The sequence below is a fragment of the Nocardioides islandensis genome, from assembly GCF_015352455.1.
Classification (GTDB): domain Bacteria; phylum Actinomycetota; class Actinomycetes; order Propionibacteriales; family Nocardioidaceae; genus Nocardioides; species Nocardioides islandensis.
This window is the reverse complement of sequence record NZ_JADKPN010000003.1, coordinates 257,550-281,485: the sequence shown is the minus strand read 5'-3', so window position 1 is coordinate 281,485 and position 23,936 is coordinate 257,550. Positions and strand designations below refer to the sequence as shown.

Annotated in this window: 25 protein-coding genes; 3 read left to right on the top strand and 22 right to left on the bottom strand. The window is 71.3% G+C overall.

Annotation, left to right across the window (positions count from 1 at the left end):
- Positions 1-16 precede the first annotated feature (16 nt).
- Complete coding sequence (locus tag ISU07_RS08770; protein WP_194706384.1) at positions 17-1,111, top strand: LOG family protein; 1,095 nt, start codon at positions 17-19, stop codon at positions 1,109-1,111.
- A 20-nt stretch (positions 1,112-1,131) separates the two neighbouring features.
- Positions 1,132-2,838, top strand: coding sequence for a hypothetical protein (locus tag ISU07_RS08765; protein ID WP_194706383.1), 1,707 nt, complete (start codon positions 1,132-1,134; stop codon positions 2,836-2,838).
- A 4-nt stretch (positions 2,839-2,842) separates the two neighbouring features.
- On the opposite strand, the gene ISU07_RS08760 is transcribed toward ISU07_RS08765, so the two are convergent.
- The 13 genes from ISU07_RS08760 to rpsB all read right to left on the bottom strand — a co-directional run bounded on the left by ISU07_RS08760 (position 2,843) and on the right by rpsB (position 13,172).
- Entirely contained in the window at positions 2,843-3,619 is a 777-nt protein-coding gene (locus ISU07_RS08760) for a GNAT family N-acetyltransferase (protein ID WP_194706382.1), read from the bottom strand.
- Positions 3,616-4,740: a 23S rRNA (adenine(2503)-C(2))-methyltransferase RlmN gene (gene rlmN / locus ISU07_RS08755; protein ID WP_194706381.1), complete on the bottom strand. Its 1,125-nt coding sequence runs from the start codon at positions 4,738-4,740 to the stop codon at positions 3,616-3,618. Before rlmN ends, ISU07_RS08760 begins: the two co-directional genes overlap by 4 nt.
- A 59-nt stretch (positions 4,741-4,799) precedes the next feature.
- Positions 4,800-5,153, bottom strand: coding sequence for a hypothetical protein (locus ISU07_RS08750; protein WP_194706380.1), 354 nt, complete (start codon positions 5,151-5,153; stop codon positions 4,800-4,802).
- Positions 5,154-5,169: 16 nt separating this feature from the next.
- Positions 5,170-5,670, bottom strand: a complete 501-nt coding sequence (locus ISU07_RS08745) for a hypothetical protein (protein WP_194706379.1) — start codon at positions 5,668-5,670, stop codon at positions 5,170-5,172.
- A gap of 69 nt (positions 5,671-5,739) precedes the next feature.
- On the bottom strand, positions 5,740-6,054 hold the full coding sequence (locus tag ISU07_RS08740) for a hypothetical protein (RefSeq protein ID WP_194706378.1): 315 nt from the start codon (positions 6,052-6,054) through the stop codon (positions 5,740-5,742).
- A gap of 70 nt (positions 6,055-6,124) precedes the next feature.
- Positions 6,125-7,696 carry a radical SAM protein gene (locus ISU07_RS08735; protein ID WP_228521510.1) on the bottom strand — a complete coding sequence of 524 codons (1,572 nt, stop codon included), beginning with the start codon at positions 7,694-7,696 and terminating at the stop codon, positions 6,125-6,127.
- Positions 7,693-8,517, bottom strand: coding sequence for a prolipoprotein diacylglyceryl transferase (locus ISU07_RS08730; RefSeq protein WP_194706377.1), 825 nt, complete (start codon positions 8,515-8,517; stop codon positions 7,693-7,695). The genes ISU07_RS08735 and ISU07_RS08730 overlap by 4 nt, the downstream gene beginning before the upstream one ends.
- Complete coding sequence (locus tag ISU07_RS08725; RefSeq protein ID WP_194706376.1) at positions 8,517-8,849, bottom strand: hypothetical protein; 333 nt, start codon at positions 8,847-8,849, stop codon at positions 8,517-8,519. The genes ISU07_RS08730 and ISU07_RS08725 overlap by 1 nt, the downstream gene beginning before the upstream one ends.
- Positions 8,850-8,872: 23 nt before the next feature.
- Entirely contained in the window at positions 8,873-9,739 is an 867-nt protein-coding gene (locus ISU07_RS08720; protein ID WP_194706375.1) for a phosphatidate cytidylyltransferase, read from the bottom strand.
- 28 nt (positions 9,740-9,767) lie between these two features.
- Complete coding sequence (gene frr, locus ISU07_RS08715; RefSeq protein ID WP_323742509.1) at positions 9,768-10,322, bottom strand: ribosome recycling factor; 555 nt, start codon at positions 10,320-10,322, stop codon at positions 9,768-9,770.
- Positions 10,323-10,370: 48 nt separating this feature from the next.
- Positions 10,371-11,084 carry a UMP kinase gene (pyrH, locus tag ISU07_RS08710; protein ID WP_194706373.1) on the bottom strand — a complete coding sequence of 238 codons (714 nt, stop codon included), beginning with the start codon at positions 11,082-11,084 and terminating at the stop codon, positions 10,371-10,373.
- Positions 11,085-11,201: 117 nt separating this feature from the next.
- Complete coding sequence (gene tsf, locus ISU07_RS08705; protein WP_194706372.1) at positions 11,202-12,014, bottom strand: translation elongation factor Ts; 813 nt, start codon at positions 12,012-12,014, stop codon at positions 11,202-11,204.
- Between the two features lie 42 nt (positions 12,015-12,056).
- Positions 12,057-13,172, bottom strand: a complete 1,116-nt coding sequence (rpsB, locus tag ISU07_RS08700; protein ID WP_194706371.1) for a 30S ribosomal protein S2 — start codon at positions 13,170-13,172, stop codon at positions 12,057-12,059.
- 410 nt (positions 13,173-13,582) lie between these two features.
- Here rpsB and ISU07_RS08695 point away from each other — a divergent pair, with 410 nt between their 5' ends.
- Positions 13,583-14,212 (top strand): M23 family metallopeptidase, encoded by a 630-nt coding sequence (locus ISU07_RS08695; RefSeq protein WP_194706370.1) that lies wholly within the window; start codon positions 13,583-13,585, stop codon positions 14,210-14,212.
- On the opposite strand, the gene ISU07_RS08690 is transcribed toward ISU07_RS08695, so the two are convergent.
- The 9 genes from ISU07_RS08690 to ISU07_RS08650 all read right to left on the bottom strand — a co-directional run bounded on the left by ISU07_RS08690 (position 14,209) and on the right by ISU07_RS08650 (position 23,919).
- A complete protein-coding gene (locus ISU07_RS08690) occupies positions 14,209-15,108 on the bottom strand; it encodes a tyrosine recombinase XerC (RefSeq protein ID WP_194706432.1) in 900 nt (299 codons plus the stop codon). The genes ISU07_RS08695 and ISU07_RS08690 overlap by 4 nt on opposite strands.
- A 44-nt stretch (positions 15,109-15,152) precedes the next feature.
- Positions 15,153-15,395: a hypothetical protein gene (locus ISU07_RS08685; RefSeq protein ID WP_194706369.1), complete on the bottom strand. Its 243-nt coding sequence runs from the start codon at positions 15,393-15,395 to the stop codon at positions 15,153-15,155.
- A gap of 161 nt (positions 15,396-15,556) precedes the next feature.
- On the bottom strand, positions 15,557-16,765 hold the full coding sequence (dprA, locus tag ISU07_RS08680; protein ID WP_194706368.1) for a DNA-processing protein DprA: 1,209 nt from the start codon (positions 16,763-16,765) through the stop codon (positions 15,557-15,559).
- A complete protein-coding gene (locus ISU07_RS08675) occupies positions 16,762-18,348 on the bottom strand; it encodes a YifB family Mg chelatase-like AAA ATPase (protein ID WP_194706367.1) in 1,587 nt (528 codons plus the stop codon). Before ISU07_RS08675 ends, dprA begins: the two co-directional genes overlap by 4 nt.
- Positions 18,348-18,719 (bottom strand): YraN family protein, encoded by a 372-nt coding sequence (locus ISU07_RS08670; RefSeq protein WP_194706366.1) that lies wholly within the window; start codon positions 18,717-18,719, stop codon positions 18,348-18,350. Before ISU07_RS08670 ends, ISU07_RS08675 begins: the two co-directional genes overlap by 1 nt.
- Before the next feature lie 174 nt (positions 18,720-18,893).
- A complete protein-coding gene (locus tag ISU07_RS08665) occupies positions 18,894-20,714 on the bottom strand; it encodes a TadE/TadG family type IV pilus assembly protein (RefSeq protein WP_194706365.1) in 1,821 nt (606 codons plus the stop codon).
- The gene (locus ISU07_RS08660; RefSeq protein ID WP_194706364.1) at positions 20,711-21,139 is read right to left on the bottom strand and encodes a TadE/TadG family type IV pilus assembly protein; all 429 of its coding nucleotides are present in this window, start codon (positions 21,137-21,139) and stop codon (positions 20,711-20,713) included. The genes ISU07_RS08665 and ISU07_RS08660 overlap by 4 nt, the downstream gene beginning before the upstream one ends.
- A gap of 198 nt (positions 21,140-21,337) precedes the next feature.
- The gene (locus ISU07_RS08655) at positions 21,338-23,404 is read right to left on the bottom strand and encodes a TadE/TadG family type IV pilus assembly protein (protein ID WP_194706363.1); all 2,067 of its coding nucleotides are present in this window, start codon (positions 23,402-23,404) and stop codon (positions 21,338-21,340) included.
- The gene (locus ISU07_RS08650; protein WP_194706362.1) at positions 23,389-23,919 is read right to left on the bottom strand and encodes a TadE/TadG family type IV pilus assembly protein; all 531 of its coding nucleotides are present in this window, start codon (positions 23,917-23,919) and stop codon (positions 23,389-23,391) included. The genes ISU07_RS08655 and ISU07_RS08650 overlap by 16 nt, the downstream gene beginning before the upstream one ends.
- Positions 23,920-23,936: the final 17 nt, after the last annotated feature.

The following is a 23,936-nucleotide window of genomic DNA, read 5'->3' as shown; positions in this document are numbered from 1 at the left end:
GGTCTACGGTCGGGACGTGAGACGCAGCCGGGGCCGCGCCGTCCAGGTGGACACGCTGGCCGACTTCGACCGGCGGCTGGCTTCGGGCGCCACCTCGCTGCGCGGCTGGCGGGTGCGTGCCGTGGACCTCAGTGAGCGCTCCGCGGCGCTGCGGGAGGTGCGGCTGGGCGGGGCGCTGTTCCTCGGCTGCCGGTTCGCGCCGGGCGAGGCCGAGCTGGCCGAGGAGCGCGGCGCGATCGTCGTGCCCGACCTGCCGAGCACGCCGTTGGAGGTGGACCGGACGCTCCTCTACCGCCCACGGGACCTCTACGACACGCCGACGTACGCCGACAGCACCGACGCCCGCACGTACGCCTGGTCCCAGACCGACCACGGTCGCGACGCCTCGCTCGCGAAGGCACTCCACGACCACGCGATCGACGAGGCGTTGACCGCCTGGGTGTCGGGTCGGCGGCTGGTCGGCGTGATGGGCGGGCACGCCCTCGAGCGCGGGTCGGCCGGCTACCACGACGCGGCCCGGCTCGGCCTGAGCCTCGGTGCCCGGCACGTGGTCGCCACCGGCGGCGGGCCGGGTGCGATGGAGGCGGCCAACCTGGGTGGGTACCTCTCGGCGCTCGGTGACCCCCATGCCCTCGACGGCGCCCTCGAGCTGCTCGCCCAGGTGCCGTCGTTCCGGCCGTCGGTGGACGCATGGGTCCGTCAGGCCTTCGCGGTCACCGATCGGTTCCCGGGCGGCGCCGACTCCCTGGGCATCCCGACCTGGTTCTACGGGCACGAGCCGCCCAACGTGGTGGCGACGACGATCGCCAAGTACGTGCGGAACGCCCAGCGCGAGGCGATCCTGCTCGAGGTCTGCCACGCCGGGATCGTGTTCCTGCCCGGTGTGGGCGGCACGGTCCAGGAGGTCTTCCAGGACGGTTGCGAGAACTACTACGCCGACGAGTCCTCGGTCGCGCCGATGGTGCTGGTCGGCCGCCGGTACTGGACCGAGGACCTGCCCGCCTGGCCCCTGTTGCAGGCGCTGGCGAGGGGCCGGCCGATGGAGGACCACGTCCACCTGGTCGAGGACGTGGACGAGGCGGCCGACCTCTTCGCCCGAACCAACGGGTGACGGTCGGCATCACACCCGGCATGAGGACCCCGCGCCGCATCGCCACCGCCGCGCTGGGGCTGCTGTGCCTCGGTGGAGGCCCCCTCCTCCCGATGACGACGGCTGGAGCCGTGCCGCCGGTCCCGGCCGACCGTGCGCAGCCGTGGCCGGCCGCCACCACCCTCGACACCAGCGTCGACATCGAGAACCCCCAGGTGCTCGCCCGCTACGCGAGCTCGGACTCGGGCTCGGCGAACCGAGCGGTCTGGGTCTCCCGGGGGCTCGGATCCAGCGCGGTGCACCTCGCGGAGGGCCCGCCGCTGAGCGCGGGCTCGGTCACGAACCTGTCCGCCGGAGTCACCCGGATCGGCGCCTTCGACACCGGCGCCGGGTTGATGAGCTGGTACGACGTGGGCCGCGGCGTGCTGCAGGTCGTCGGCATCGGCGTGTCCGGCGGTCTCGGCACCTCGTTCGGCGTGCTGTTCGGGCCGTCGCCGGTGCCGGGCACCGAGCTCATGGGCAACCCCGTCGAGCTGACCGTCGCCGACGGAGGTGAGGGGACGCGCGCCGCCGTCGTGTGGACCTATCGGCAACCTGACGGACAGTTCCGCACCTACCTGGTCCTGGTGACGGTGGACGCGATCAACGAGCGGTTCACCTTCGGTCCCCCGCAGGCGGTCCTCGGCCCCCTGCCCTCGATCGACCAGGTGCGCGCGTACTGGGTCGGCACACGGCTCCTGGTCGCCTACCGCACGACCCAGGGCGGGTCCCAGAGCCTGCGACTGCGCACCGGCACCATGACCGACGGCATCACCTGGACCGACGACCAACCGTTCTGTGAGTCCACCGTCACCCCGGCCGGACCGGGGTGTGCCGACCCGGCCTTCGCGTACTCCGGGCAGACCCAGCTGCTGTACCGCCAGGTGGGGACCGACGGCGTCCCGGCGTTGACGAGCCGCGTCCTCGCGCCCGGGCTCGGCGCCCCCACGGTGCTCGGTCCCGCGCCGGCGCCCTTCGCCGTGCACGACCGCGTCACGGAGCCCCGGCCTCGTGGCCGGGCGGTCACGACCCGTCTGGCCGTGGCCACCGCGGACGACCACGGCGTGAGGGTGTGGCGGGCTGACCAGGACGGAGTCTTCGCCCCTGCGGAGCAGGTGAGCACCGGTCCGGCCACCGGGATCGCGGTCGGAGCCCGGCGAAGCGACGACCTCGTGCTGTGGCGCCAGGGCAGCTCGGTCGTCACGACCAGGGGCCGTGGCGACCGGTGGAGCAGCCCGGTGCTGGTGTCCGGCACGGACACCGTGGTGGACGCCGGCCTGTCCCGGGCCGGCAGCCTGCCGGTGGTCTGGTACGTCGACACCGTCCCGCAGGGCGAGCGGCTGCGCACGTCGTTCATCGACGACGAGGGCCCGAACACGATCTGGTGGGGGATCCGGCGCGCCAAGCACCACCCGAGGATGTTGCGCCTGGGCTTCCACAGCGACGACCCGTCGGGGATCCGCATCTCGACCGTGCAGGTGCGCTTCGGCCCGCCGGGCGACCTGGGCCCCTGGGGCGTCTTCGACCGTCGTACCCACAAGGGACCGCTCCAGATCGACCGGACCCTGACCCTGAGGGGACGGCCGGGGATCCGCTACTGCGCGCGGGCCCGGGCCGTCGACACGCTGGGGAACGTCGGGCCGTGGGGCCGGAAGTCCAGCGACGACGGCGCCTACTTCACGAAGGACTGCATCACGGTGCGGCCGTGAGGACTCAGAGCGGCACGAGGTACGAACGTTCCTGGCCGTAGACCTCGAAGCCGGCGCGACGCAGGATCGGCCCGGACGTCTGGATCCGGCCCTTGACCAGGGCCATGGTGGCGCCGCGCTCCAGCCCGCGCCGCAGCCGGGCGTCCAGCACGGCGCGGTAGGCGCCGCGGCTGCGGGCGTCCTCACGCACCGCGCCACCCCACAGCCGGGCCACTCCGTCGACGAGCGACAGCCCGCCACAGCCGACGGCTACGCCGTCGAGGTAGGCGACGACCGACCCGCTGCCGGCGACCGCGTCCTGCTGCGCGCGCTCGACCTCGGCGAGGAGCTCGTCCTCGGGCGGCATCGAGTCGCCGAAGACCTCGGCGGCCACCAGGAGGTTGTCGCGCATCGTGTCCAGGTCGGTGGCCCACCGCAGCTCGAGGGACCCCGGTACGCCGAGGTCCGGCGCGCCCGGCGCCAGGTCCAGGGCGAAGACGTCGAGCGTCTCGTCCAGCACGCCGCCGCGCTGCTGGAACACGTCGTGCAGCGACGGGTCGTTGTGCAGCTTGACCCAGCAGTTGACCTCCGGGAGCCCGAACTCCCGGGCGTGCCCGAGCACCTCGTCGACCACGACGTCGACCGGCCGTACGGGGTCGAGGCGCATCAGCTCCAGGCCGATGCCGAACCACTCGGGCATGCGGAGCAGGAGGTACTCGTCGGTCTCGACCTTGGTGGCGTTGGGCGGCACCCAGTTCCAGGCCCTGCTGGCCGCTGCGACCACGTCGTCCGGGACGGTCACGACTCGGTGGCCGCCAGCTGACCGCACGCGCCGTCGATCTCGCGGCCGCGCGTGTCACGGACGGTGGTCGGGATGCCGTGCGACTCGAGGCGACGGACGAACTCGCGCTCGTCGGCCGGGTCGGACGCGGTCCACTTCGAGCCGGGCGTCGGGTTCAGCGGGATCAGGTTGACGTGCACCCATCCCCAGTCGCCGTACCCGTTCAGCACCTCGGCCAACAGGTCGGCGCGCCAGCCCTGGTCGTTGATGCCGCGCATCATGGCGTACTCGATGGACACCCGGCGCTTGGTCACCCGCGCGTAGTTCCACGCGGCCTCGACGGTCTCGGCGACGGAGAACCGGGTGTTGATCGGCACCAGCTCGTTGCGCAGCTCGTCGTCGGGCGCGTGCAGGCTCAGCGCCAGCGTGACCGGGATGCCCTCGTCGGTGAGCTGGTTGATCCGCGGCACGAGCCCCACGGTGGAGACCGTGACGCCGCGCGCGGACATGCCGAGCCCGGCCGGAGAAGGGTCGGTCAGACGGCGTACGGCGCCGATGACGGCCTTGTAGTTGGCGAGCGGCTCCCCCATCCCCATGAAGACCACGTTGGAGACACGGCCGGGTCCGCCCGGCACCTCGTCGCGGGCCAGCGAACGGGCGCCCGCCACGACCTGCTCGACGATCTCGGCGGTGGACATGTTGCGCTGGAGGCCGCCCTGGCCGGTGGCGCAGAACGGGCAGGCCATCCCGCACCCCGCCTGGCTGGAGACGCAGATGGTGACCCGGTCGGGGTAGCGCATCAGCACCGACTCGACGAGGGCGCCGTCGAAGAGCTTCCACAACGTCTTGCGGGTCGTGCCGCGGTCGGCCTCGAGCGTCCGCAGCGGGGTCATCAGGTCCGGCAGGAGTGCCGACACGAGCTCGTCGCGCTGGCCGGCCGGCAGGTCGGTCATCTCGGACGGGTCGTCGACCAGCCGGGCGAAGTAGTGGGTGGAGAGCTGCTTGGCGCGGAAGCCGGGCAGCCCCATCTCCTCCAGCAGCGCCCTGCGGCCACCCTCGTCGAGGTCGGCGAGGTGCCGCGGCGGCTTGGCGCGGCCGCGCGGCTCGCTCATCACGAGGGGGAGGGTGGGGCGGTCGTTCATCGCTCCGAGTATCCCGGCTGGGGCAGCCCTTGCCCTAACCGCCGGGCCCTCACTCCCGGTCACTGGTCGCGCTGCACCATGAACCAGATCACCAGGCCGGCCACGCCGAGCACCACGACCGCGGTGATCGCCATCCCGGCCAGCATGTAGCCCCCGAACCGACGCGTGCGGTGGGAGGCGACCAGCCCGAAGGGGACGGCCAGCGACACCAGCACCAACGGGAACAGGTCGTTGGTCGTGTCGTCGTCGACGACCAGGTGCAGCAGGCCGACGAAGGCCGCCGGCACCAGCACGACGTACAGCAGCCCGGAGAAGAACCCGGCCAACGCGGTGAACGTCGGGTGGCTGCGGTGCCAGAAGTCCGGCGGCCGCTCCTGGGCCTCCACGGGCGGGTCCTGCAGGCCGGCGTTCATCGTCCGGGTCCTCTCGTCAGACGCCGCTGAGCATGGACGAGCACAGGCTGGACAGGCCGATCGAGGAGATCGCCGTGCCGATCAGCAGCCCGACCGCCCACGGGCGGGTGGTCCTCCAGATGAGCAACGGCATCGGCACGACGATCGGCGCCAGTGCGGCGAAGAGCAGGAAGGACGTCTCGTCGCCCGCACCTACGAAGGAGATCGCGGCCACGAACCACAGCACGAACCCGCCGAACAGCCCCATCACCGCGCCCAGCACGATCTTGGCCGTCGCGGACATGCCGCCGGAGTCGATGGGCTGGTACGGGTAGCTCTGCCTCGCGCCGTACGGGTTCGGCGGCGGGGGCGGCTGTCCCGGCTGTCCCGGTTGACCGTAGGGCGGTGGGTACGACGGGTACGACGGGTACGCCGGCGGTGGTGGCGGTGCTGGTGGTGGGGGACCCGGCGGCTGCCACGGCCCGCCCGCCTGCTCGCCGGTCGAGTCGTCGGGTGGCTCGTCGGGTGGCTGGGTCATGGGTCATGGGGTCCTCCCGGGGGGCGGGGTTGCCTCCAGGCTAGACGCCCTCACCCCCCGGCGTGGGCATCACCACGCGAACCAGTAGCTCCCGCTGGTCACCGCCCACACCACGCCGGCGAGGCCCAGGAGCGCGAGCAGGCCGAGGTACGCCAGCACGTTGCGGGTGTCCCCGAGCAGGCACTTCGAGCGCAGCAGACCGGCGCGACGCGCCTTCAGGTACCCCGTGACGCCGAGGACGGCGAAGAACGTCAGCGCGAGCGGGCCGAGCACCCAGCCGAGCAGGGCGACGGTGGCGAAGATGCAGAGTCGGAGCGGGTCGTACGGCCCTGGCTGCCCAGGGGCCGGTCCGCGGTCGGGCTCGACCAGGCGGGGGTCGCTCATCTCTTGGGGTCCCCGCGGAAGTGCGGGCGGGAGGAGCGAAGCGGGGGGAGCCCGCAGTTCCGTGGGGTATTCATGCCGAGGTCTCCACGAGAGGGAGTCCCGTGGCCGTCGAGATGCGGCTGTCGCCCAGGGGACGCCAGGCCTGGACGGCGCAGAACGGCGCGCACTGGTGGTCGCCGGTCTCGCCGTTCACGGTCGCCACGTGCACGCAGCACTGGGTGAGCCGCTCCTCGATCATCGTGTTCATGTCCATGAACGGCTTGACCGTCACGCGCAGCACCCGCTCCCCCAGCATCGCCCGCAGCTTCTTGCGCTGACCGGGGAGCGACCCGGTCGCCAGCGCCGTGAGGGTGCCGATGCCGATGTCGCAGCTGGTGCAGATGTCGCGCCAGATCGACGCCATCGACGGGTGCGAGAGGCTCGACTGCTCGGACAGCAGGTCGAGCAGGGACTGCTTGACGACGTCCTTCATCGCCGACGGGATGACGTCGTCGGCGATCCGGTTGGCCAGCAGGTCCGGCTCGAGGTCCAGCCACTGCTTGAGCCGGTCGTGGCCGATGAGCGTGGTCAGCGACTGCCAGGTGCCGGAGTCGTCGCGCAGCAGGTAGCCGACCGAGCAGCAGTGCGGGTGCGAGCACGGCAGCGCGGTGAGGTCCTCCCACGTCACCTGGCCGGACGTCTGCTGCTCCAGCCGCGCCAGCACCCCGGTGTGGGTGAGCCGGTCCAGCGGGTCGATGGCGCCGGTCCGACCGCTGCCGAACACCGGCTGGATGGTCACCCCGCCGACGTACGGCGTGGTCAGCGCGCGCTTCACCACGTGGCCGATCTCGTCGTCGTTCACGCCGAGGGCCGCGGTCATGGTGAGAGTGGTGAAGATGCCGCTGGCCGACAGCCGCTCGATCGCGCGGTCCTTGAACCGGCGGATGTCCGCGCCGCGGTGGTACGCCGAGGCCCCGGCCGACTCCCCGTCGTACTGGAGGTACACCTCGACGCGCTCGCGGTGCCGGGTCAGGAGGTCGAGCAGGTCGTCGTCCTGGGCGATGCGCAGCCCGTTGGTGTTCACCAGCACGCGCACGATCGGCCGCTCGGCGACGGCGTCGAGCAGCTCGGCGAGGTACGGGTAGAGGGTCGGCTCCCCGCCGGACAGCATCAGCACGTCGATGCGGGCGTTCTCGCGGGAGAGGCGGGTGTCGACCGACGCCAGCACCTCCTCGAGAGGCGCGACCGACGCCCGGGCGGGCGAGGACTCGGCGAAGCAGGTCGGGCACTTGAGGTTGCAGTGGTCGAGCAGGTCCTCGAGCAGGATGCAGGTGTGCTGGGTCTGCATCTCGGGCAGGCCGTCGGCGTACGCCGCGGGCACGGGCTTGAAGTTGCCGCGGACGTCGGGCTCGTGCCGCTTGGTCGGCGCCGTCCACTGCTCGAGGTAGCGCAGGATCTCCGGCGACTCGTCGTACAGCGTGCGCACCAGCCCGTGCGTCGCGCAGCCGCGTTCGAGCCAGATCCGGTCGTCGCGCTCGACCAGCCAGCCCGAGAGCCGCTGGACCTCCTCCAGCGGGCGGTCCGGGCGCTCCTCGTGGCAGACCGGGCAGAACGCGTTGACGTAGCGGTGGATCCGGTCGCCGCGCAGGGGCATCCCGCTCATGCGACCAGCTCGTCGGCGGTCGGGCCGGTCGGGACCATGGCGTCACGATAGGCGCCCCGCTTCACCTGCCAGGCGATGCGCGCGAGGACGAGCGGGATGGTGGCCAGCAGGAACAGCTGCGGGCGGGTGAGCCCCTCCCAGGCGACGTCGTTGCCGCGCACGAACTCGACGAGGAAGCGGAAGACGGCGTACGCCGCGACGTACCAGACGAACGACTCCCCCGGCGGCAGGCTGCGGTGCCGCAGCCACCACCAGATCACCGCGAACGCCGCCAGGTGGAAGGCGATCTCGTAGACGAACGACGGGTGCAGGGGGACGCCGGCCGGCGAGCCGGTCCGCGCGGCCGCGCCCGCGTCGAGGGTGATGCCCCAGCCGTGTCCGGTCGGGGTGCCCGGCTGCTCGGTGAGCAGGCAGCCGATGCGGCCGACCGCCATCCCGAGGGCGACGGCCGGTGCGAAGAGGTCCCCGGTCCGGGCGCGGTAGCCCGTGACCCGCTTGGCGACGTGCACGCCCAGCCAGGCACCGACCAGGCCGCCGAGGATGGACCGGTTGCCGTAGAGCCACTGCTCGGCGAACGACGCGTTCTGCCGCAGGTCGACGTGCTGGAGCCAGGTGCCCAGCCGCATGAAGATCGCCCCGCCCACGAGAGCGCCCATCACGACGTACAGGATCCGCTCGTCGGTCTGCCCCCTCCGGCGCGCTTCGTGGACGAAGACCAGTCCGGCGGCCAGCACGCCGACGAGCACGAAGAAGCCGTGGGTGCCGACGGGCAGGTCGGCGCCCCACGGATGGTGCAGGAGGTCGCCGAGGGTGGGGTACATCAGGCTCCGAGAGCCGGCAGGGCGACGATGCCGCTGCAGAGACCCGCCAGGATCAGGGTGCCGATCGCCAGGCCCATCACGAAGCCGGCCGCGGCCTGACGGGTACGCCGCAGCACCAGCAGCAGGATCGCCAGCGGCAGCGGCACCACGAAGAGCACGAAGACCAGCCAGTCCGGAACACGCCCGGACTGGTTCTCCTGGCTCAGGGCGACCACGAAGACGATGGACAGCCAGACGAAGGTGGCCACCAGGCCGAGGACGATGCCGAGAGCGACGAGGCCGCCGCGGATCTGGCGCGGCTCGTCAGGACCGCCGCCGTACGGGTTGCTCACGCCGACAGGGTGCCAGAAATCCGTCAGAAGACGGCGTAGTGGAGCAGCAACCAGATGGGCGCGATCGTGGCGAGCAGCGAGTCGAGGCGGTCCATCAGGCCGCCGTGGCCCGGGACGACCTGGCTCATGTCCTTGATGCCGAGGTCGCGCTTGATGACGGACTCGCACAGGTCGCCCAGGGTGGCCATCACGACGGTGATGAGACCGAGCGCGACGCCGACCCACCAGTCGCCGTCGAGCATCCAGACGACGAGGCCCACCCCGACACCGACGCAGAAGACCGCCGAGCCGGCGAACCCCTCCCAGGACTTCTTGGGAGAGATGACCGGGGCCATCGGGTGGCGGCCGAAGAGGACGCCCGCGATGTACCCGCCGATGTCGGAGGCGATCGTCACCAGGATGAACACCACGATGCCCTTGACGCCGTCGTCCCAGCGCTCGAAGTCCCAGGAGCCGCCCTCGGCCAGGAGCAGGGCCACGAAGGAGCCGAGGAACGGGACGTAGACGAGCACGAAGACGCTCGCGGAGGCGTTCTGGACGTACCCCGGTACGCCGCGGCGCAGCAGCCACAGCATCGTCACCAGCGCGGTGACCGCGGTGGCGGTGACGAGCGCGGGCGCGCCGAAGAAGTAGGCGACGACGACCATCACCACGCCGCCGAGCATCAGGGGCTGCTCGGGGATGTCGATCTGCTTGGCCTGCAGACCCCGGTGCAGCTCCCAGATCGCGACCACGACGGCGGCGGCCACGATCAGCATGAACGCGGGCTTCCAGAACGCCAGCGACAGCGCGATCGCCGCGAGCAGCACGACGGCCGACGCCACGGCGGCCCGAAGGTCGCGACCGGCGCGGCCGTGGTCCTTCTGCGCCGGGATGTCGGCCTCGGTCATGGGATCCGCGTCATGAGGTGTGGTCGCCTCAGACCTCGAGGAGCTCAGCTTCCTTGTGCTTGAGCAGGTCGTCGATCTTGTCGGTGTGGATCTTGGTCATCCCGTCGAGCCGCTTCTCGGCCCCGGTGACGTCGTCCTTGCCGACCTCGCCGTCCTTCTCCAGCTTCTCCAGGCTCTGCTTGGCGTGCCGGCGCAGGTTGCGGATGGCCACGCGACCGTCCTCGGCCTTGGTACGAGCGACCTTGATGTACTCCTTGCGGCGCTCCTCGGTCAGCTCGGGGAACACGCAGCGCAGCACCTTGCCGTCGTTCGCGGGGTTCACGCCGAGGTCGGAGTCGCGGATCGCCCGCTCGATGTTGCCGATGGCGCCCATGTCGTACGGCGCGACCAGGATGATCCGCGCCTCGGGCGCGGTGAAGCCGGCGAGCTGCTGGATCGGCGTGGGCGTGCCGTAGTAGTCGACCATGATCTTGCTGAACATGTTGGGGTTGGCCCGGCCCGCGCGGATCGCGGCGAACTCCTCGCGCGTCGACTCGACCGACTTGTCCATCTTGCCGTCGGCCTCGTTGAGGATGTCGTTGATCACCGGGAGCTCCTTGTTGTCTTGGGGAACGTGTGCGCGAGGCGTTCTTCAGCCGGCGCTCACGAGCGTGCCAATCTTCTCACCCTGGGCGGCACGGAGGATGTTGCCCTCGGGCTCGAGGCCCATCACGATCATGGTCAGCTTGTTCTCCGCCGCCAGCGTGAATGCCGTCTGGTCGACCACCCGGAGGTCGCGGCTGATCGCCTCGTCGTAGGTGAGCGTCTCGAACTTGGTGGCGGTCGGGTCCTTCTTCGGGTCGGCGGAGTAGACGCCGTCGACGCCGTTCTTGGTGAAGAGCACGGCGTCGCAGTGGGTCTCCAGGGCCCGCTGGACGGCGACCGTGTCGGTGGTGAAGAACGGCAGCCCCATGCCGGCGCCGAAGATCACGACGCGGCCCTTTTCCAGGTGCCGGATCGCGCGCAGCGGGATGTAGGGCTCGGCGATCTGGCCCATGGTGATCGCGGTCTGCACGCGGGTGACGACGCCGCGCTGCTCGAGAAACTCCTGGAGCGCCAGGCAGTTCATCACGATGCCCAACATGCCCATGTAGTCGGCGCGCACGCCGTCCATGCCGCGCTGGCGCAGCTCGGAGCCGCGGAAGAAGTTGCCGCCGCCGATGACGACGGCGATCTGGAAGCCGGCCGCCGAGACGGAGGCGATCTCCCGAGCAATCCGCGAGACGACGTCGGGGTCCACCCCGAGCCTGCCGCCGCCGAACTCCTCACCCGAGAGCTTGAGCAGGACGCGCTGGTACTGGGTCACGCGGAGGCGTTCCTTCCGGTAGATAGCAAAGGGGCCGGTCGCGATGCTCGTGGCTGAGTCATCGCAACCGGCCTCCTCTGATGTCAGGCAGGAACCTACCTGCTCGGGCCCGAACGCTTAAGCCCCGACCTCGAAACGCGCGAACCGGGTCAGGGTCGTGCCGGACTCGTCGAGCACCGCCTTGACGGTCTTCTTGTTCTCGGTCACCGACGGCTGCTCCAGCAGGACGACGTCCTTGAAGAACCCGTTGAGGCGGCCCTCGGTGATCTTGGCGATCGCCTGCTCGGGCTTGCCCTCCTCGCGGGAGGTCGCCTCGGCGATCTCCCGCTCCTTCGCCACGACGTCGGCCGGGACCTCGTCGCGGGTGAGGTACTGCGGGCGCATGGCCGCGACCTGCTTGGCGGCGTCGCGAGCCGCGTCGGCGTCGCCGGCGTACTCGACGAGGACCCCGATGGCGGGCGGCAGGTCGGCCGCGCGCTTGTGCAGGTAGGCGACGACGGGACCGTCGAAGTAGACGTACTGGCCCAGCTCGATCTTCTCGCCGATGGAGATGGCCAGGCCCTCGACGAGCTCGCCGACGGTCTGGTCGCCGAGGCTGAGGGCCTTGAGTGCCTCCACGTCGGCCGGGGCGGCCTCGGCGGCGGCGTCGGCGATCCGCTGGGCGGCGGCGACGAAGTCCTCGCCCTTGGCGACGAAGTCGGTCTCGCACTTGAGCTCGACCAGCACGCCGGGGGCGTGCGCGACGAGGCCGGCGGAGGCCTCGCGCTCGGCGCCGCGCTTGGCGGCCTTGGCGGCGCCCCTGGTGCGCAGGATGTCGACGGCGGCGTCGAAGTCGCCGTCGGCCTCCTCGAGGGCCTTCTTGCAGTCCATCATGCCGGCGCCGGTGGACTCGCGGAGCCGCTTGACGTCGGCGGCGGTGAAGCTAGCCATGGATGTGTTCCCCGGCCTTTCTCGCAGTCGGTGGGTGGTGGGTCAGGCCTTGGCCTCGTCGGCGGGCTCGTCGGCGGGCGCCTCGTCGGCGGCCGGCTCCTCCGCGGCGGGGGCCTCGTCGGCGGGCGCCTCGTCGGCGGCCGGCTCCTCCGCGGCGGGGGCCTCGTCGGCGGGCGCCTCCGTGGCGGCCGGCTCCTCCGCGGCGGGGGCCTCGTCGGCGGGCGCCTCGGTGGCGGGTGCCTCCTCGGTGACCTCGGCGGCGGGCTCCTCGGTCGCCTCGGCCGCGGCCTCGACGGCCTCGGTCGCCTCGGCGGCGGCGCCGGTGGACTCCTCGGCCGGGGCCTCGGAGGTCTCGTCGCCCCCGGTGGCGGTCACGGCGGCCTGCTCGGCGTCGCCGCCCAGCAGCTCGCGCTCCCACTCGGCCAGCGGCTCCTCGGCGCCGGCCTCGGCGCCCTCGGTCTTCACGCCCGAGCGGGCGATGAGGCCCTCGGCGACGGCGTCGGCGATCACGCGGGTCAGCAGGCCGACCGCGCGGATGGCGTCGTCGTTGCCCGGGATCGGGAAGTCGACCTCGTCGGGGTCGCAGTTGGAGTCGAGGATGCCGACGATCGGGATGCGCAGCTTGCGCGCCTCCTCGACGGCCAGGTGCTCCTTGTTGGTGTCGACGATCCAGACGGCGGCCGGCGTACGCGTCATCTCACGGATGCCACCGAGCGACTTGTCGAGCTTGTCGCGCTCGCGGCGCATCTGGAGGAGCTCCTTCTTCGTGCGACCCGAGCCGGCGACGTTGTCGAAGTCGATCTCGTCGAGCTCCTTGAGGCGGTTGATCCGCTGGTGCACGGTCTGGAAGTTGGTGAGCATGCCGCCCAGCCAGCGCTGGTTGACGTAGGGCATCCCGACGCGCATCGCCTGCTCGGCGATCGCCTCCTGGGCCTGCTTCTTGGTGCCCACGAACATGATCGTGCCGCCGCGCGCGACGGTCTCCTTGATGAAGGCGTAGGAGCGGTCGATGTAGGCCAGCGACTGCTGCAGGTCGATGATGTAGATGCCGTTGCGCTCGGTCATGATGAAGCGCTTCATCTTCGGGTTCCAGCGACGGGTCTGGTGACCGAAGTGGACGCCGCTCTCGAGGAGCTGGCGCATGGTGACGACTGCCATCTGATTTCTCCTGTAGGTGGAGGGCGTTCCCGTCTGCCCGACCTTGAGGCAGGACGGGCCGGGTGCACGCTCTCCGGTTGTCTCTCAGTTGTCGCGGCCGGCGGGTGCCGGTCGCCCTGACGCCTGCGCGAGCTCCGACCCGACCGTTGCCGGCCAGGACCGAGGAGGCTCGCCCACGGGCGGTCGGTGCCCCAGAAGTCAGAGCGCCGTCGTGGTCTGCGGACGTGCGAAGTCAGCTCCCGGAGGAGCCGCAGGGGTCAGCCTACGCCGCAGGTGCACACCCGGCCAATCGAGCGAGCCCGGCCCGGGGTGCCCGGTTGCCGTCCACAGCCCGGGTTCCCGCACCCCTTCTCCACCGCTCGCCGTTCCCGACCACCTCGGTGTCCGAGGTACGTCGGATCCTCGCAGGCATGACCTGGTCCCGCAGACTCGCCGCGGCGCTGCTCGCACCGCTCCTCGTGGCGGCGCTCGTGGGCCTGCCGACGACCCCCGCGGCAGCCGACGGCACCGACCCGGTCGGGGTCTGGCCGCTGCAGCCCGACCCGGAGGTTCTCCGGGGCTTCGACCCTCCCGACGTGGTCTGGGGCTCGGGTCACCGCGGGGTCGACCTGCTGGGCTCGCCCGGCCAGCCGGTGCACGCAGCGCTCGCCGGGACCATCACGTTCGCCGGGGTCCTGGCCGGGCGCGGGGTGGTCGTGGTCGACCACGGCGCCACGAGGACGACCTACGAGCCCGTTGCGGCCTCGGTCGCCGTCGGGGACGCCGTGGCGCAAGGTGGGGTGATCGGCTCGCTGGCGACCGCCGGCTCCCACTGCCTGCCGCGGTCGTGCCTGCACTGGGGGTGGAAGGAGGGCGAGACCTACCTCGACCCGCTGCGGCTCGTCGGGGCCGGCCCGGTGCGGCTCCTGCCGCTGTGGCGCGACGAGCCGGTGCCACTGGTCGCCAGGCCCTTCGTCGCTCGCCCGGCCGCATCGGCGTACGCCACGCTCCTGGCCACCTGGTTCTCGCGCGTGTGGTGGCTGCCGCGGGCGCCTCCCTAGGCGCGGGGGTGCGCCTGCTGGTAGGCCCGTCGGAGCCGGTCCGTCGTGACGTGCGTGTAGAGCTGGGTGGTCGCCAGCGAGGCGTGACCGAGCAGCTCCTGCACGGCCCGCAGGTCGGCGCCACCCTCGAGCAGGTGGGTGGCGGCTGTGTGCCGCAGTCCGTGCGGGCCGATGTCCGGCGCACCGGGCACCTCCGCGATCCGCCGGTGCACGAGGGTACGCACGGCCCGCTGGTCGATCCGGCGACCGCGGGCGCCGAGGAAGAGGGCGCCACCGGCGCCGTCGGTCATGAGGGCGGCCCGACCCTCCGTCACCCAGCGGTCCAGCGCTCGCGCCGCCGGGTGCCCGAACGGGACGCTGCGCTCCTTGCGGCCCTTGCCGAAGACCCGCACCAGGTTGCGCTCGCGGTCGACGTCGTCGAGGTCCAGGGCCACCAGCTCGCCGACACGGATGCCGGTGGCGTACAACAGCTCGAGCATCGCGGCGTCCCGCAGCCCGAGCGGGCTGCCGTCGTCGGCGGCGTCGGCGGCGTTGCGGACCAGCTGGTCGGCCTCGTCGGCGCGCAGCACGGGGGGCAGCGTGCGCAGCTGCTTGGGCGATCCCAGGCTGGCGCCGTGGTCGGCGGACGCCCGGCCGGTGCGGGCCAGCCACGCGGTGAAGACCCGCGCGGCGGTGGCCCGGCGAGCCAGGGTCGTGCGCGATCGGCCGGTCACCTGCTGGTTGGCCAGCCAGCTGCGCAGGGTGCGCAGGTCGACGTCCCCGGGGTCGTCACGGCCGAGCCTCGCGGCGTGGCCGAGGAGGCTGCTGACGTCGCCGAGGTACGCCCGGACGGTGTGCGCGCTCAGGTCGCGCTCGACCGCGAGGTGTCGTTCGAACGCGGCAAGTGCCGCGGTCATGGGCTCGGACAGGTGCTCGTCCGAGGCTTCGGAGCGAGTCCGGCTCACCCAGCCGAGGGTAGTGCGCGGCGGCCGCTGATCGGCGCAACCACGGGCTCCACGCCGCCGCCGTCGAGGTGGCGCTGGATGACCCGGTCGACCTGCCGGTCGATGCCCCACGCCCGCTCGAACTGGGCGACGGTCATGGTCGCCAGCTGCTCGCGGACCAGGTGGAGCAGGTCGTCGGCGTGCTCGCGCGTGCCGGCGTCGACGTTGACGACGAAGGCGCCGTTCGAGCGGCGGATCACGGCAAGGGTGCCGACGCTGGAGTGGCTTCGGCGGATCCGGGTAACGGCAGAGCGGACGTTGCCCAAGGCGCGCGAGATCCGTCCATGACGGCGCCCGAAGGAGGCAGGGGTGACCACGGTGGCTGCGTACTCAGACCGTGCTCGGGGGGAGAGCGATGAGGTCATGGTCCCATCGTAGGAATTTCTGCTGTCTGCGCAGGCGAAACGCCCGCATTGGTCGCCCTGAGTCGCCAGCCGTGGGCCACCTGTTCGACGAAACCCAGGCGCTCGAGACGGCTGAGTGTCGCCTGCGTGTCGATCAGGTGGATGCCGGCGGTGCGGGCGACGGACTCGACGCCGGCGGCCTGGCGCCGCGGGACCGCCTCCAGCACCTGGCGGACACGCTCGGGAAGCCGGTCCCGGTCGGTGGTCGCCCCACGGGGTCGTGTCACCAGGTGCTCCCCACTGGCCCCGACCATCTCCAGCACCTCGTCGGCGGTCGTGACGAGCGTCGCGGCGCCTGTCCTGACCAGGTGGTGCACCCCCTCGGACTGCGCCACCGACACCGGCCCGGGCACGCCCATCAGGGGGCGGTGCAGCCGGGAGGCCCAGCCGGCGGAGTTCAACGCGCCGCTGCGCACGGCCGCCTCGACCACGACGGTGCCCCGGGTCAGTGCGGCGATCAGCCGGTTGCGGGTGAGGAACCGGACGCGCGTGGGCGACCGGCCCGGCGCGAGCTCGGACACCACGGCGCCGTGCCGGCCGAGGTGGTCGAGCAGGGGCTTGTGGGCGGTCGGGTACGCCCTGTCGACCCCGCAGGCGAGCACCGCGACGGTGCGGCCACCCGCCGCCAGGGCACCGCGGTGCGCGGCCTGGTCGACGCCGAAGGCGGCGCCCGAGACGACGGCGTAGCCGGCGTGCGCGACCCCGGCCGCGAGGTCGGCCGCGACCGAGGTGCCGTAGGTCGTGGCGGACCTCGAGCCCACGAACGCCACCGACCGCTCGAGCTCGTCGAGGCGGATCGGCCCCTTGACCCATAGTCCGAGGGGTGGCCCGCCGCGCTCGTGGAGCGTCTCGGCCGCCATCAGGTCGTCCAGCCGCGAGGGCCACTCGTCGCCTCCCGGGACCACGAAGCGGATGCCCAGGCGCTCGGCACGGGACAGGTCACGCGCCGGGTCGACGGACGCGAGGCGGACGGCCACATCCCGCCGCATCCGCTGCTCGGCCGCGTCGAGACCGGCCGGGCGGTCGGGGTCGGGCGCCTCGAGCAGGTGGTCACGCAGGGCAGGGGCCCCGAGCTGGGCGACCAGTGAGGCCATCCGCGGGTCACCCGGCTCGCCGAGGGACGCCAGCGCCACGCGGGCCAGCCGATCGGCCTCGGACGCGGTCATCCGGCCCTCCGGCGCAGGCTGGCGTCGAGCAGCGGCTCGCCCGACCGCAGGCGGAGCGCGCAGTCGAGCTGGGTGAATCCGGGCTGGGACACCTCGTCGAGGTCGGCGAGCGTCCAGGCGAGCCGGTGCACGCGAGTGGCTCCGCGACGCGTCAGCCGTCCCTTGCGGACGTCCTCGTCGGTCCGTTGCTGGAGCTCGGGAGCCAGCGGCCACTCGCGCTGGAGCACGGGACCAGGAGCCTGCGAGTTGAGTCGCCAGCTGCGGCCCGCGTAGCGCACCGCCTGCCGCTCGCGAGCGGCGGCGACCCGGGCCCGGACCACCTCCGAGGACTCGCGGACCGCGAACAGGTCGTTGCGCTCGTCGGGAGAGACGGGCTCGACGTATCTCGTGATGTCGACGCGGTCGGTGATCGGCCCGGTGATCTTGCGGCGGTAGGACCGGCGGGCCGACTCGAGGCAGTCGCACCGGTTGAGCCGGGCATGCGCGTGGAAGTTGCCGCACGGGCACGGGTTGCAGGCCATCACCACCAGGCCGCGGGCGGGGAACGTCGCGCTCTCCTCGCCCCGGGTGATCGTCACCTCGCCGCTCTCGAGCGGCTGGCGCAGCGCCTCGATCACGTCGGAGTGGAACAGCGGGAACTCGTCGAGGAAGAGCACGCCGTTGTGGGCGCGGCTGACGTCTCCGGGACGCACCCGGCCGGTGCCGCCGCCGAGGATGCCGACCCGGCTCGCGTCGTGGTGCGGGGCGAAGAACGGTGGTCGCACGATCAGGTCGTCGCCCGGAGCCAGGGCGCCCGCCAGCGAGTGGATCGCCGTCAGCTCCAGCGACTCCTCCGCCGTCAGGTCGGGCAGCACGCCGGGCAGCCTCTCGGCCAGGGTCGTCTTGCCGGCGCCCTTGGGCCCGACCAGCATCAGGTGGTGGCCGCCCGCGGCGGCCACCTCCACCGCGAGCTTGGCGTCGGCCATGCCGTCGACGTCGGCGAGGTCGAGCTCGTCGAGGCGCGACTCCCCGCGCCAGGCGAGCAGGCTCCCGGTCGCCGGACCCGCCACGGGCGGCGCCTCGGGCACCTCCTCGGCGTTGATGAGGGCGACCACCTGGGCCAGCGACCGCAGGCCGTAGACGGACACACCCGGCACCATGGACGCCTCGCGCACCTGGGGCTCGGGCACGAACACCTGCGTGAGGCCGTGGTGGGAGGCGGCCAGCACCATCGGCAGCACCCCGGGCACCGAGCGCAGGCCACCGGCGAGCGTGAGCTCCCCGATGAACAGCGCGCGGCTCAGGTCGCCGACGACCTTGCCCTGGGCGGCGAGCACGGCGACGGCCATAGCCAGGTCGAAGTGGGTGCCGCGCTTGGCCAGGTCGGCCGGTGACAGCAGGATCGTGATGCGCTTGCTGGCCGGCCACTGGAGGCCGCTGTTGATGATCGCCATCCGGCAGCGCTCGCGCGCCTCGTTGATGGCCACGTCGGCGCGGCCCACGACGGTGGTCGCCACGACCCCGCTGGAGACGTCGGCCTGCACCTCGATGAGGTGGCCGGTGACGCCCTGGAGCCAGGTGGTGTACGTCGTCGCGACCGGCATCAGCCGATCCCCCGCACGTGCTCGACGACGGACGGCCCCTTGGGCGGCCGGATGACGGCGACGAGATCCACCCGTACCTCCCGCGGTGCGGCCACGTGGGCGCCCAGCCACTCGTCGGCCACCCGGCGCAGGCGGGCGACCTTCGCGTCGTCCACGGCCTCGTGCGGGAGCCCGCAGGCGTCGGTCGTCCGCGTCTTCACCTCGCACACCACCAGCACGTCGCCGTCGCGCAGCAGCAGGTCGATCTCGCCCGACGACGAGCGCCAGTTGCGCTCGAGCAGCACCATCCCCGCGTCGGTGAGCTCGCGCGCGGCGAGCGTCTCGCCGTACCTGCCCAGTCCCTGCTTGGTCCGGTCGGTCCCGTCGTCCATGGCTGTCCTCCTCTCGACGCAGCCTGCGCGAGAGGACCGACGACGAGGCGCCGGAGCCGCGACGACTGGGGAGAAGGGGTGCGGGAAGACCGTGTGCGGACGGAAAGTGGGCCCCGGGAGAGTCACTCCCGTCAGGTCATCCGGTCAGGCTCGGCGCCGACGCGAACGGCCGACTCAGTTGACGAGAAGTGGGATCTTCTGGCCGGAACCCGTGTAGTTGACGGTTCCGTTCTTGACCGGCGGGTTGGGCAGCGCGTCCGCGTCGAGGAAGATGACCTGGACCGACTTCACCCCGTTGTTGTCCGTGGTGATGCCGTTGATCGAGTTCCCGCTCGTGTAGAGCGGTCCGTCTCCCTTGATGGCCGACGGTGGCTGGTCGGTGATGAAGCAGGGTCGGAAGTCGATGATCTGGTACTTGTTGCTGCCGCCCGGCGCCGGCTGGATCTTGAGAACGGGGACGTAACCGAACCGCGGCGAGTCGTAGATCGACGCGGAGATGAGCGGCGGCCCCGGATAGTTCTCGTCGATGACATCGGCGATCTGGGTCGAGTTGTCGGTGAAGAAGCACGTCAGCACGTCGTTGTTGATCGTCTGGGTGTACTGCACCGTCGTCGCCTCGGCGGTGTATCCGTTCGCGCACTTGGTCAAGTTCCGCGGCTTCAACAGGTACTGGTTGCCCGCCACCGCGGACGATCCCTTGCCGAGGAAGCCACCGGTCGCGACCTTCGCCGACATGCCGGTGTCGGTGTCGACACAGTTCGTGCCGTCCGTCGGCCAGAGCACCGTCGTCGTCTGGGCGGATGAGCAGGTGCCGTCCGCCGGACCGCCCGGTGGATAGATCGCCAGCGTGTTGGTGAGTCCGAGGGCGACGTTGGCGGCACCGACGTCGTCCCACCCGCTGTACGGCGCGTGCGAGAGGAGCAGGGTGCCGAAGTTGCCCGTCGACGAACCCTGCCCGCACAGCAGCGGCGGCGTGCCGATCGTCAGCTTCGGCGCGTTCAGGGTCGGGTTGGGGCCGTTGCCGATGTACACGGCCGACCACTGGTTGTTCTTCTTCACGCGGATGTACCAGAACTGCTGGACACCGGTGACGCCGCGGGTCGCGTCAGGGAGGTCGTTGAAGTGGATCTGGGTGCCGGCGGCGTTGATCGTGAACGGCGTGCTGGTCGCGTTGGCGCTGACCGGGACCGGTCCGGGCACCGCGTTGCCGGACTCGAAGAAGCCGACGTCGGTCACGCCCGTGAAGTTGGTGCCGGCGATGTCGATCGGCTGCAACGTGCCCGTAGCGGTGCCGGCGGGGTAGGCGTTCGGCGTCACCGACGTCAGCGTGGCGTTGTTCTGGTTGGCCGGGGACGGTTCGGTGCCGGCGTACAGGTTGATGAGGGTGGCCGACTGCCCGTTGTTCGGCTGCTGGAGGGTCTGCGGCCCGTAGTCACAGCCGTCGAAGGCGTAGAAGGGAAGGGTCGAGAACTTCGGCGAGCGGATCTCGACGGTCGACACGCCGTTCACGTCGGTGCCGCTGAAGCCGAAGACGTTGGCGAGACCGAAGTCGACGTGGTCCGGAGGAGAGACGAGAGACAGCTGGTTCTTGTTCGCCGTGAGCGACCACGAGCCCGTGGTGTTCTTCTTGGGGACCCCGTAGAAGACCTCGCCGTTCGACGTCACCTTGCAGTCGGTCAGCTGGGCCGCCGTGATGTTCGTTCCCAGCTGCTTGGTCAAGTACGTCGCGACGTCCTTGACGGCCTGGTCCCCAGCGCTGGCCCTGGGTCCGGTGTACTCGGCCGTGGCGCACGCTCCCCCGCTGGTGGCGGGAAGGTTCTTGCCGGCGACGCCGGCGCCCGCGAGTGTGGCCAGGTCCGAGTCCTTCTGGCGATCACGCTTGTGGGCGTAGGTGTTGCCCAGGTCCACGGCCAGGGCCGACACGATCAGCAGCATGGTCGCCATGAGCGCCGTGACGACGGCGATGGCACCGGCCTCGTCGCGTCCGCGCTTCACGAGCAACCTCCGGTGATCGCTGTGATGTCTTCAATCCGTGCCGTCGCCGAGCGCGTGACGTTGCCGCTGTTCGGGACGGGGATGAAGGGGAAGTGCAGGTTGACGGTCGGGAAGGTCGCCGTCAGCATCACAGTGCCGCCGATCTCACCCGGCGACGAAGCGGGCGTCGTGCCGTCGTCCTTCGTGTAGGACTGCGTCACGGTCACTCCCGAGGCAGTCTTGGCCGACGTCGCCGAGCCGAGGCGCTTGTAGACCAGGGTCTGGGCTGTGCCCGCGCCCTGGCAGTCCCCGACACTCATCCGCCGCACGACCTCACCGACTGCGTTGGCGCCGGACTGCATGGCGAAGAAGTACAAGCCGTACTGGATCACCCCGAACACCAGGATCAGGAAGATCGGCATGACGAGGGCGAACTCCACCACCACGGCGGCACGCTCGTTCCGACGTCGTGATCTGATGAGTCGCGCTACCACGTTTCCTCCGAGCCCCGACGGCCGTGGCGCCCCAGGGGACAGGGACGCGGTGGTCGAATGCTAGGTCGAGTGTGCAGTAGGCGCCCGTGGTTCGGGAAAAGTAAACGACTCTCTGTCTAGACCGATCTACGCAGGCTCAGCGCGCTGCTCCTAACGGATCAGGCCGACCAGGTCGAGGTCGGGGAGGGTGACGGCGGAGTTGGGGTCCACCTTCATGGTGATCTGGGTGCCACCGTTGAGCTCGATGCTGGTGACGATGTACTGGGCGTTGGTGAGGTTCATGCCGGCGCCACCGCTGATCTTGAAGGGGTCGGCGTTCGGCACCATGAACACGCCGCGCACGTTGAAGATGCCACCTCCGTTCATGTTGTAGGTCTGGCTCGTGTTGGTCGCGCTCTCGCTCCAGAGCGCCAGGTCCTCCGGGCCGTTCGGGTCGGCCCATGCCGTCACGGCAGCGGGGAGCGATGTGTTCGTCGTGGTGTCGAGGGTCTGGTCGAGCGAGTTCGGAGCCGTCCAGTCGATGTCGCCGCCGGTCTGGGTGAACTGGCCGGTGCCGAGCGTCCCGGCGCACGGGGTGGTGGTGGGAGCGTTGCCGGAGGTCGCGGGGACACACCCGTCGCTCTGACCGCCCAGCATGAACGCCGTGGTGCGGCACAGACGCAACATGCCGCCGTTCGACTCCGCGATCGAGCCCGTCCGGATGAACAGGGTGCCCTTGGTGAGCCCCGCGTTGACCGCGGTGCTGCACAGGGTCCCGGACATGTTGGCCGCGGAGTTGTTCATCTCGAACGACGCACCGTTGCCGATGGCCAGCGCGTTCGTCTTGTTGCCCTGGTTGCCGATGTACACCTTCGTCGCATTGGGCATCTTCAACGTCCCGGAGGGGTTGACCGTGCCGTTGAAGTACACCGCGTTGGCGTTGATGGTGATGCCGGAGGCCTGGAACCCGTTGTTGGCGGTGCAGTTCACGTAGAGCGTGTCTGCGGACGTGATGGACGCGACCTGGGCTGCGGTGGGAGTGCAGTTGTTGAGCGTCTTGTTGAAGCCGGCCGGCGCTGCCGGTGCCGAGAAGATCGGTGCCGCCGCGGTGATGGCTGCCTTGACGCCGGTGAAGTAGCGGTCGTCGATGAGCTTGCGGGTGATCAGTGGACGGGCGCTGACCTCGTTGCGGGTGCCACCCGAGGTCAGGGCGGTGCTGCCGTACACGTAGTCGAGCTGGTCGCGCACGACACCCTGGTTGGCCCCTGTGGCCGCGGCGTACGACGTGACCAGGCCGGGCTTGGTCGGGTCGGGCGCCGTCGGGTTGCTGACCAGCGGCGCGGCGTAGGCGACGATGCCGCTGTCCTGGGCGCCGATGAAGATGTTGCTGTTGCTGCCGCCGGTGCAACCGGTGCCGTCGCTGTCGGCGTGGATGCTTCCGGCTTGCGCCAGCCCGGTGGAGGTGATGGCGCCGAGGACGTGGATGAAGGTGCCCGACCCGCTTCCGCTGTTGCCTGTCCGGAGAGCGGGGCAGCCGGTCCGCTTGAGCAGCAACATGGCTGGTGCACTGCTGCCCGGCACGGTCTTGACCCGACCGACGCTGCGCACGACCGTGCTGAGGCGCGACGACGTCGCGAGGCTGCCCAGCCCGGGCTTCCGGCTCTGCCCGATCGTCACGGCGAGCGTGTCGCAGTAGCGCTTGGTGGTGTCCGTGGTGTCCGAGGAGGACGCGGCGAGGCTGTCCTCGGGGAGTGCGGGAGCCGTGGCGAAGCTGAACCCGCTCTGGATCGTCACGTCCATGCTGAGGTCCCCGGTCGACCCGGCCCAGTGCCACTTGGCCCACGTCGACTTGTCGGCCGGCTTGCACGACTTCAGGGTGAGGGCGGTGCTCGAGCACCCGTTGCCTGTCGCGGCGTTGTTCCCGTCCTTCCAACCGGTGGCCTCGTTGATGCCCACGAAGCGCGGGTCGTTCGCCTTCAGGTAGCGCACGGCAGCACAGACACCGACGTACGAGTGCGGGATGCCGTCGTCCTTGTTGAGTCCGTGCAGCCCGGCCAGCGTCGCGGAGTCCGCGGCCGAACGGTCGACCTGACGGTCCAGGCGCACCAGGCCGAAGTCCATGACCATCGCCGTGACCACGCAGATGGCCGTGAGCGTGAAAGCGATCATGATCGCCACGGCGCCGCGCTCGTCCCGACGCCGCTCCGGACGCTGCCGCACCGTCACTTTGCGGTGCATCGGGTGTCCAGGGTGCGCCCGTAGAAGGACACGGAGTCGGCGTGGAGGGTCATGTTGAGGTCGGGGAAGACCCCGAGACGGATGACCCCCGGCTTCGACATCCAGACCACCACGGCACAGCTGCCGGTGGTCATGGTCGGGAGAGCCGGCTGGGTCCCGCAGGCGGTCCCGGAGTCGGAGGCGATCACCGTGCCGTTGGCCTGGACGAGCTTGGCGCACACCTGGTTGTCGGTGGGGCTCGTGCCGGCGGCGTTGAAGTACACCTGCTGCACGCGGGTCTGGACCGAGGCGCCCCACGTGGCCAGGGCGCCGTCGGCGGCCGCGCCGTACCTGGCGCCCTCACGGGCGGCGTTGGTCGTCGCCACATGGTCGGAGAACGTCAGCCCCGCCGAGATCGTGCCGAAGAGAAGCACGATCAGGAGCGGCGCGACCAACGCGAACTCGACGGCGGACGCACCGCGTTCGGTGCGCCGTCGTCGCGACGGAGACGGCGACGGGGTCGATGGCGTGCTCACGAGGCCTCCGGGGGAAA

Excerpts from the sequence above, each read along its gene's own strand:
- ISU07_RS08765 (WP_194706383.1), top strand. The coding sequence starts at position 1,132 with ATGAGGACCCCGCGCCGCATCGCCACCGCCGCGCTGGGGCTGCTGTGC.
- rlmN (WP_194706381.1), bottom strand. The coding sequence starts at position 4,740 with ATGAACGACCGCCCCACCCTCCCCCTCGTGATGAGCGAGCCGCGCGGC.
- ISU07_RS08750 (WP_194706380.1), bottom strand. The coding sequence starts at position 5,153 with ATGAACGCCGGCCTGCAGGACCCGCCCGTGGAGGCCCAGGAGCGGCCG.
- ISU07_RS08745 (WP_194706379.1), bottom strand. The coding sequence starts at position 5,670 with ATGACCCAGCCACCCGACGAGCCACCCGACGACTCGACCGGCGAGCAG.
- ISU07_RS08740 (WP_194706378.1), bottom strand. The coding sequence starts at position 6,054 with ATGAGCGACCCCCGCCTGGTCGAGCCCGACCGCGGACCGGCCCCTGGG.
- ISU07_RS08735 (WP_228521510.1), bottom strand. The coding sequence starts at position 7,696 with ATGAGCGGGATGCCCCTGCGCGGCGACCGGATCCACCGCTACGTCAAC.
- ISU07_RS08730 (WP_194706377.1), bottom strand. The coding sequence starts at position 8,517 with ATGTACCCCACCCTCGGCGACCTCCTGCACCATCCGTGGGGCGCCGAC.
- ISU07_RS08720 (WP_194706375.1), bottom strand. The coding sequence starts at position 9,739 with ATGACCGAGGCCGACATCCCGGCGCAGAAGGACCACGGCCGCGCCGGT.
- tsf (WP_194706372.1), bottom strand. The coding sequence starts at position 12,014 with ATGGCTAGCTTCACCGCCGCCGACGTCAAGCGGCTCCGCGAGTCCACC.
- rpsB (WP_194706371.1), bottom strand. The coding sequence starts at position 13,172 with ATGGCAGTCGTCACCATGCGCCAGCTCCTCGAGAGCGGCGTCCACTTC.
- ISU07_RS08695 (WP_194706370.1), top strand. The coding sequence starts at position 13,583 with ATGACCTGGTCCCGCAGACTCGCCGCGGCGCTGCTCGCACCGCTCCTC.
- ISU07_RS08690 (WP_194706432.1), bottom strand. The coding sequence starts at position 15,108 with ATGACCGCGGCACTTGCCGCGTTCGAACGACACCTCGCGGTCGAGCGC.
- dprA (WP_194706368.1), bottom strand. The coding sequence starts at position 16,765 with ATGACCGCGTCCGAGGCCGATCGGCTGGCCCGCGTGGCGCTGGCGTCC.
- ISU07_RS08675 (WP_194706367.1), bottom strand. The coding sequence starts at position 18,348 with ATGCCGGTCGCGACGACGTACACCACCTGGCTCCAGGGCGTCACCGGC.
- ISU07_RS08670 (WP_194706366.1), bottom strand. The coding sequence starts at position 18,719 with ATGGACGACGGGACCGACCGGACCAAGCAGGGACTGGGCAGGTACGGC.
- ISU07_RS08655 (WP_194706363.1), bottom strand. The coding sequence starts at position 23,404 with ATGCACCGCAAAGTGACGGTGCGGCAGCGTCCGGAGCGGCGTCGGGAC.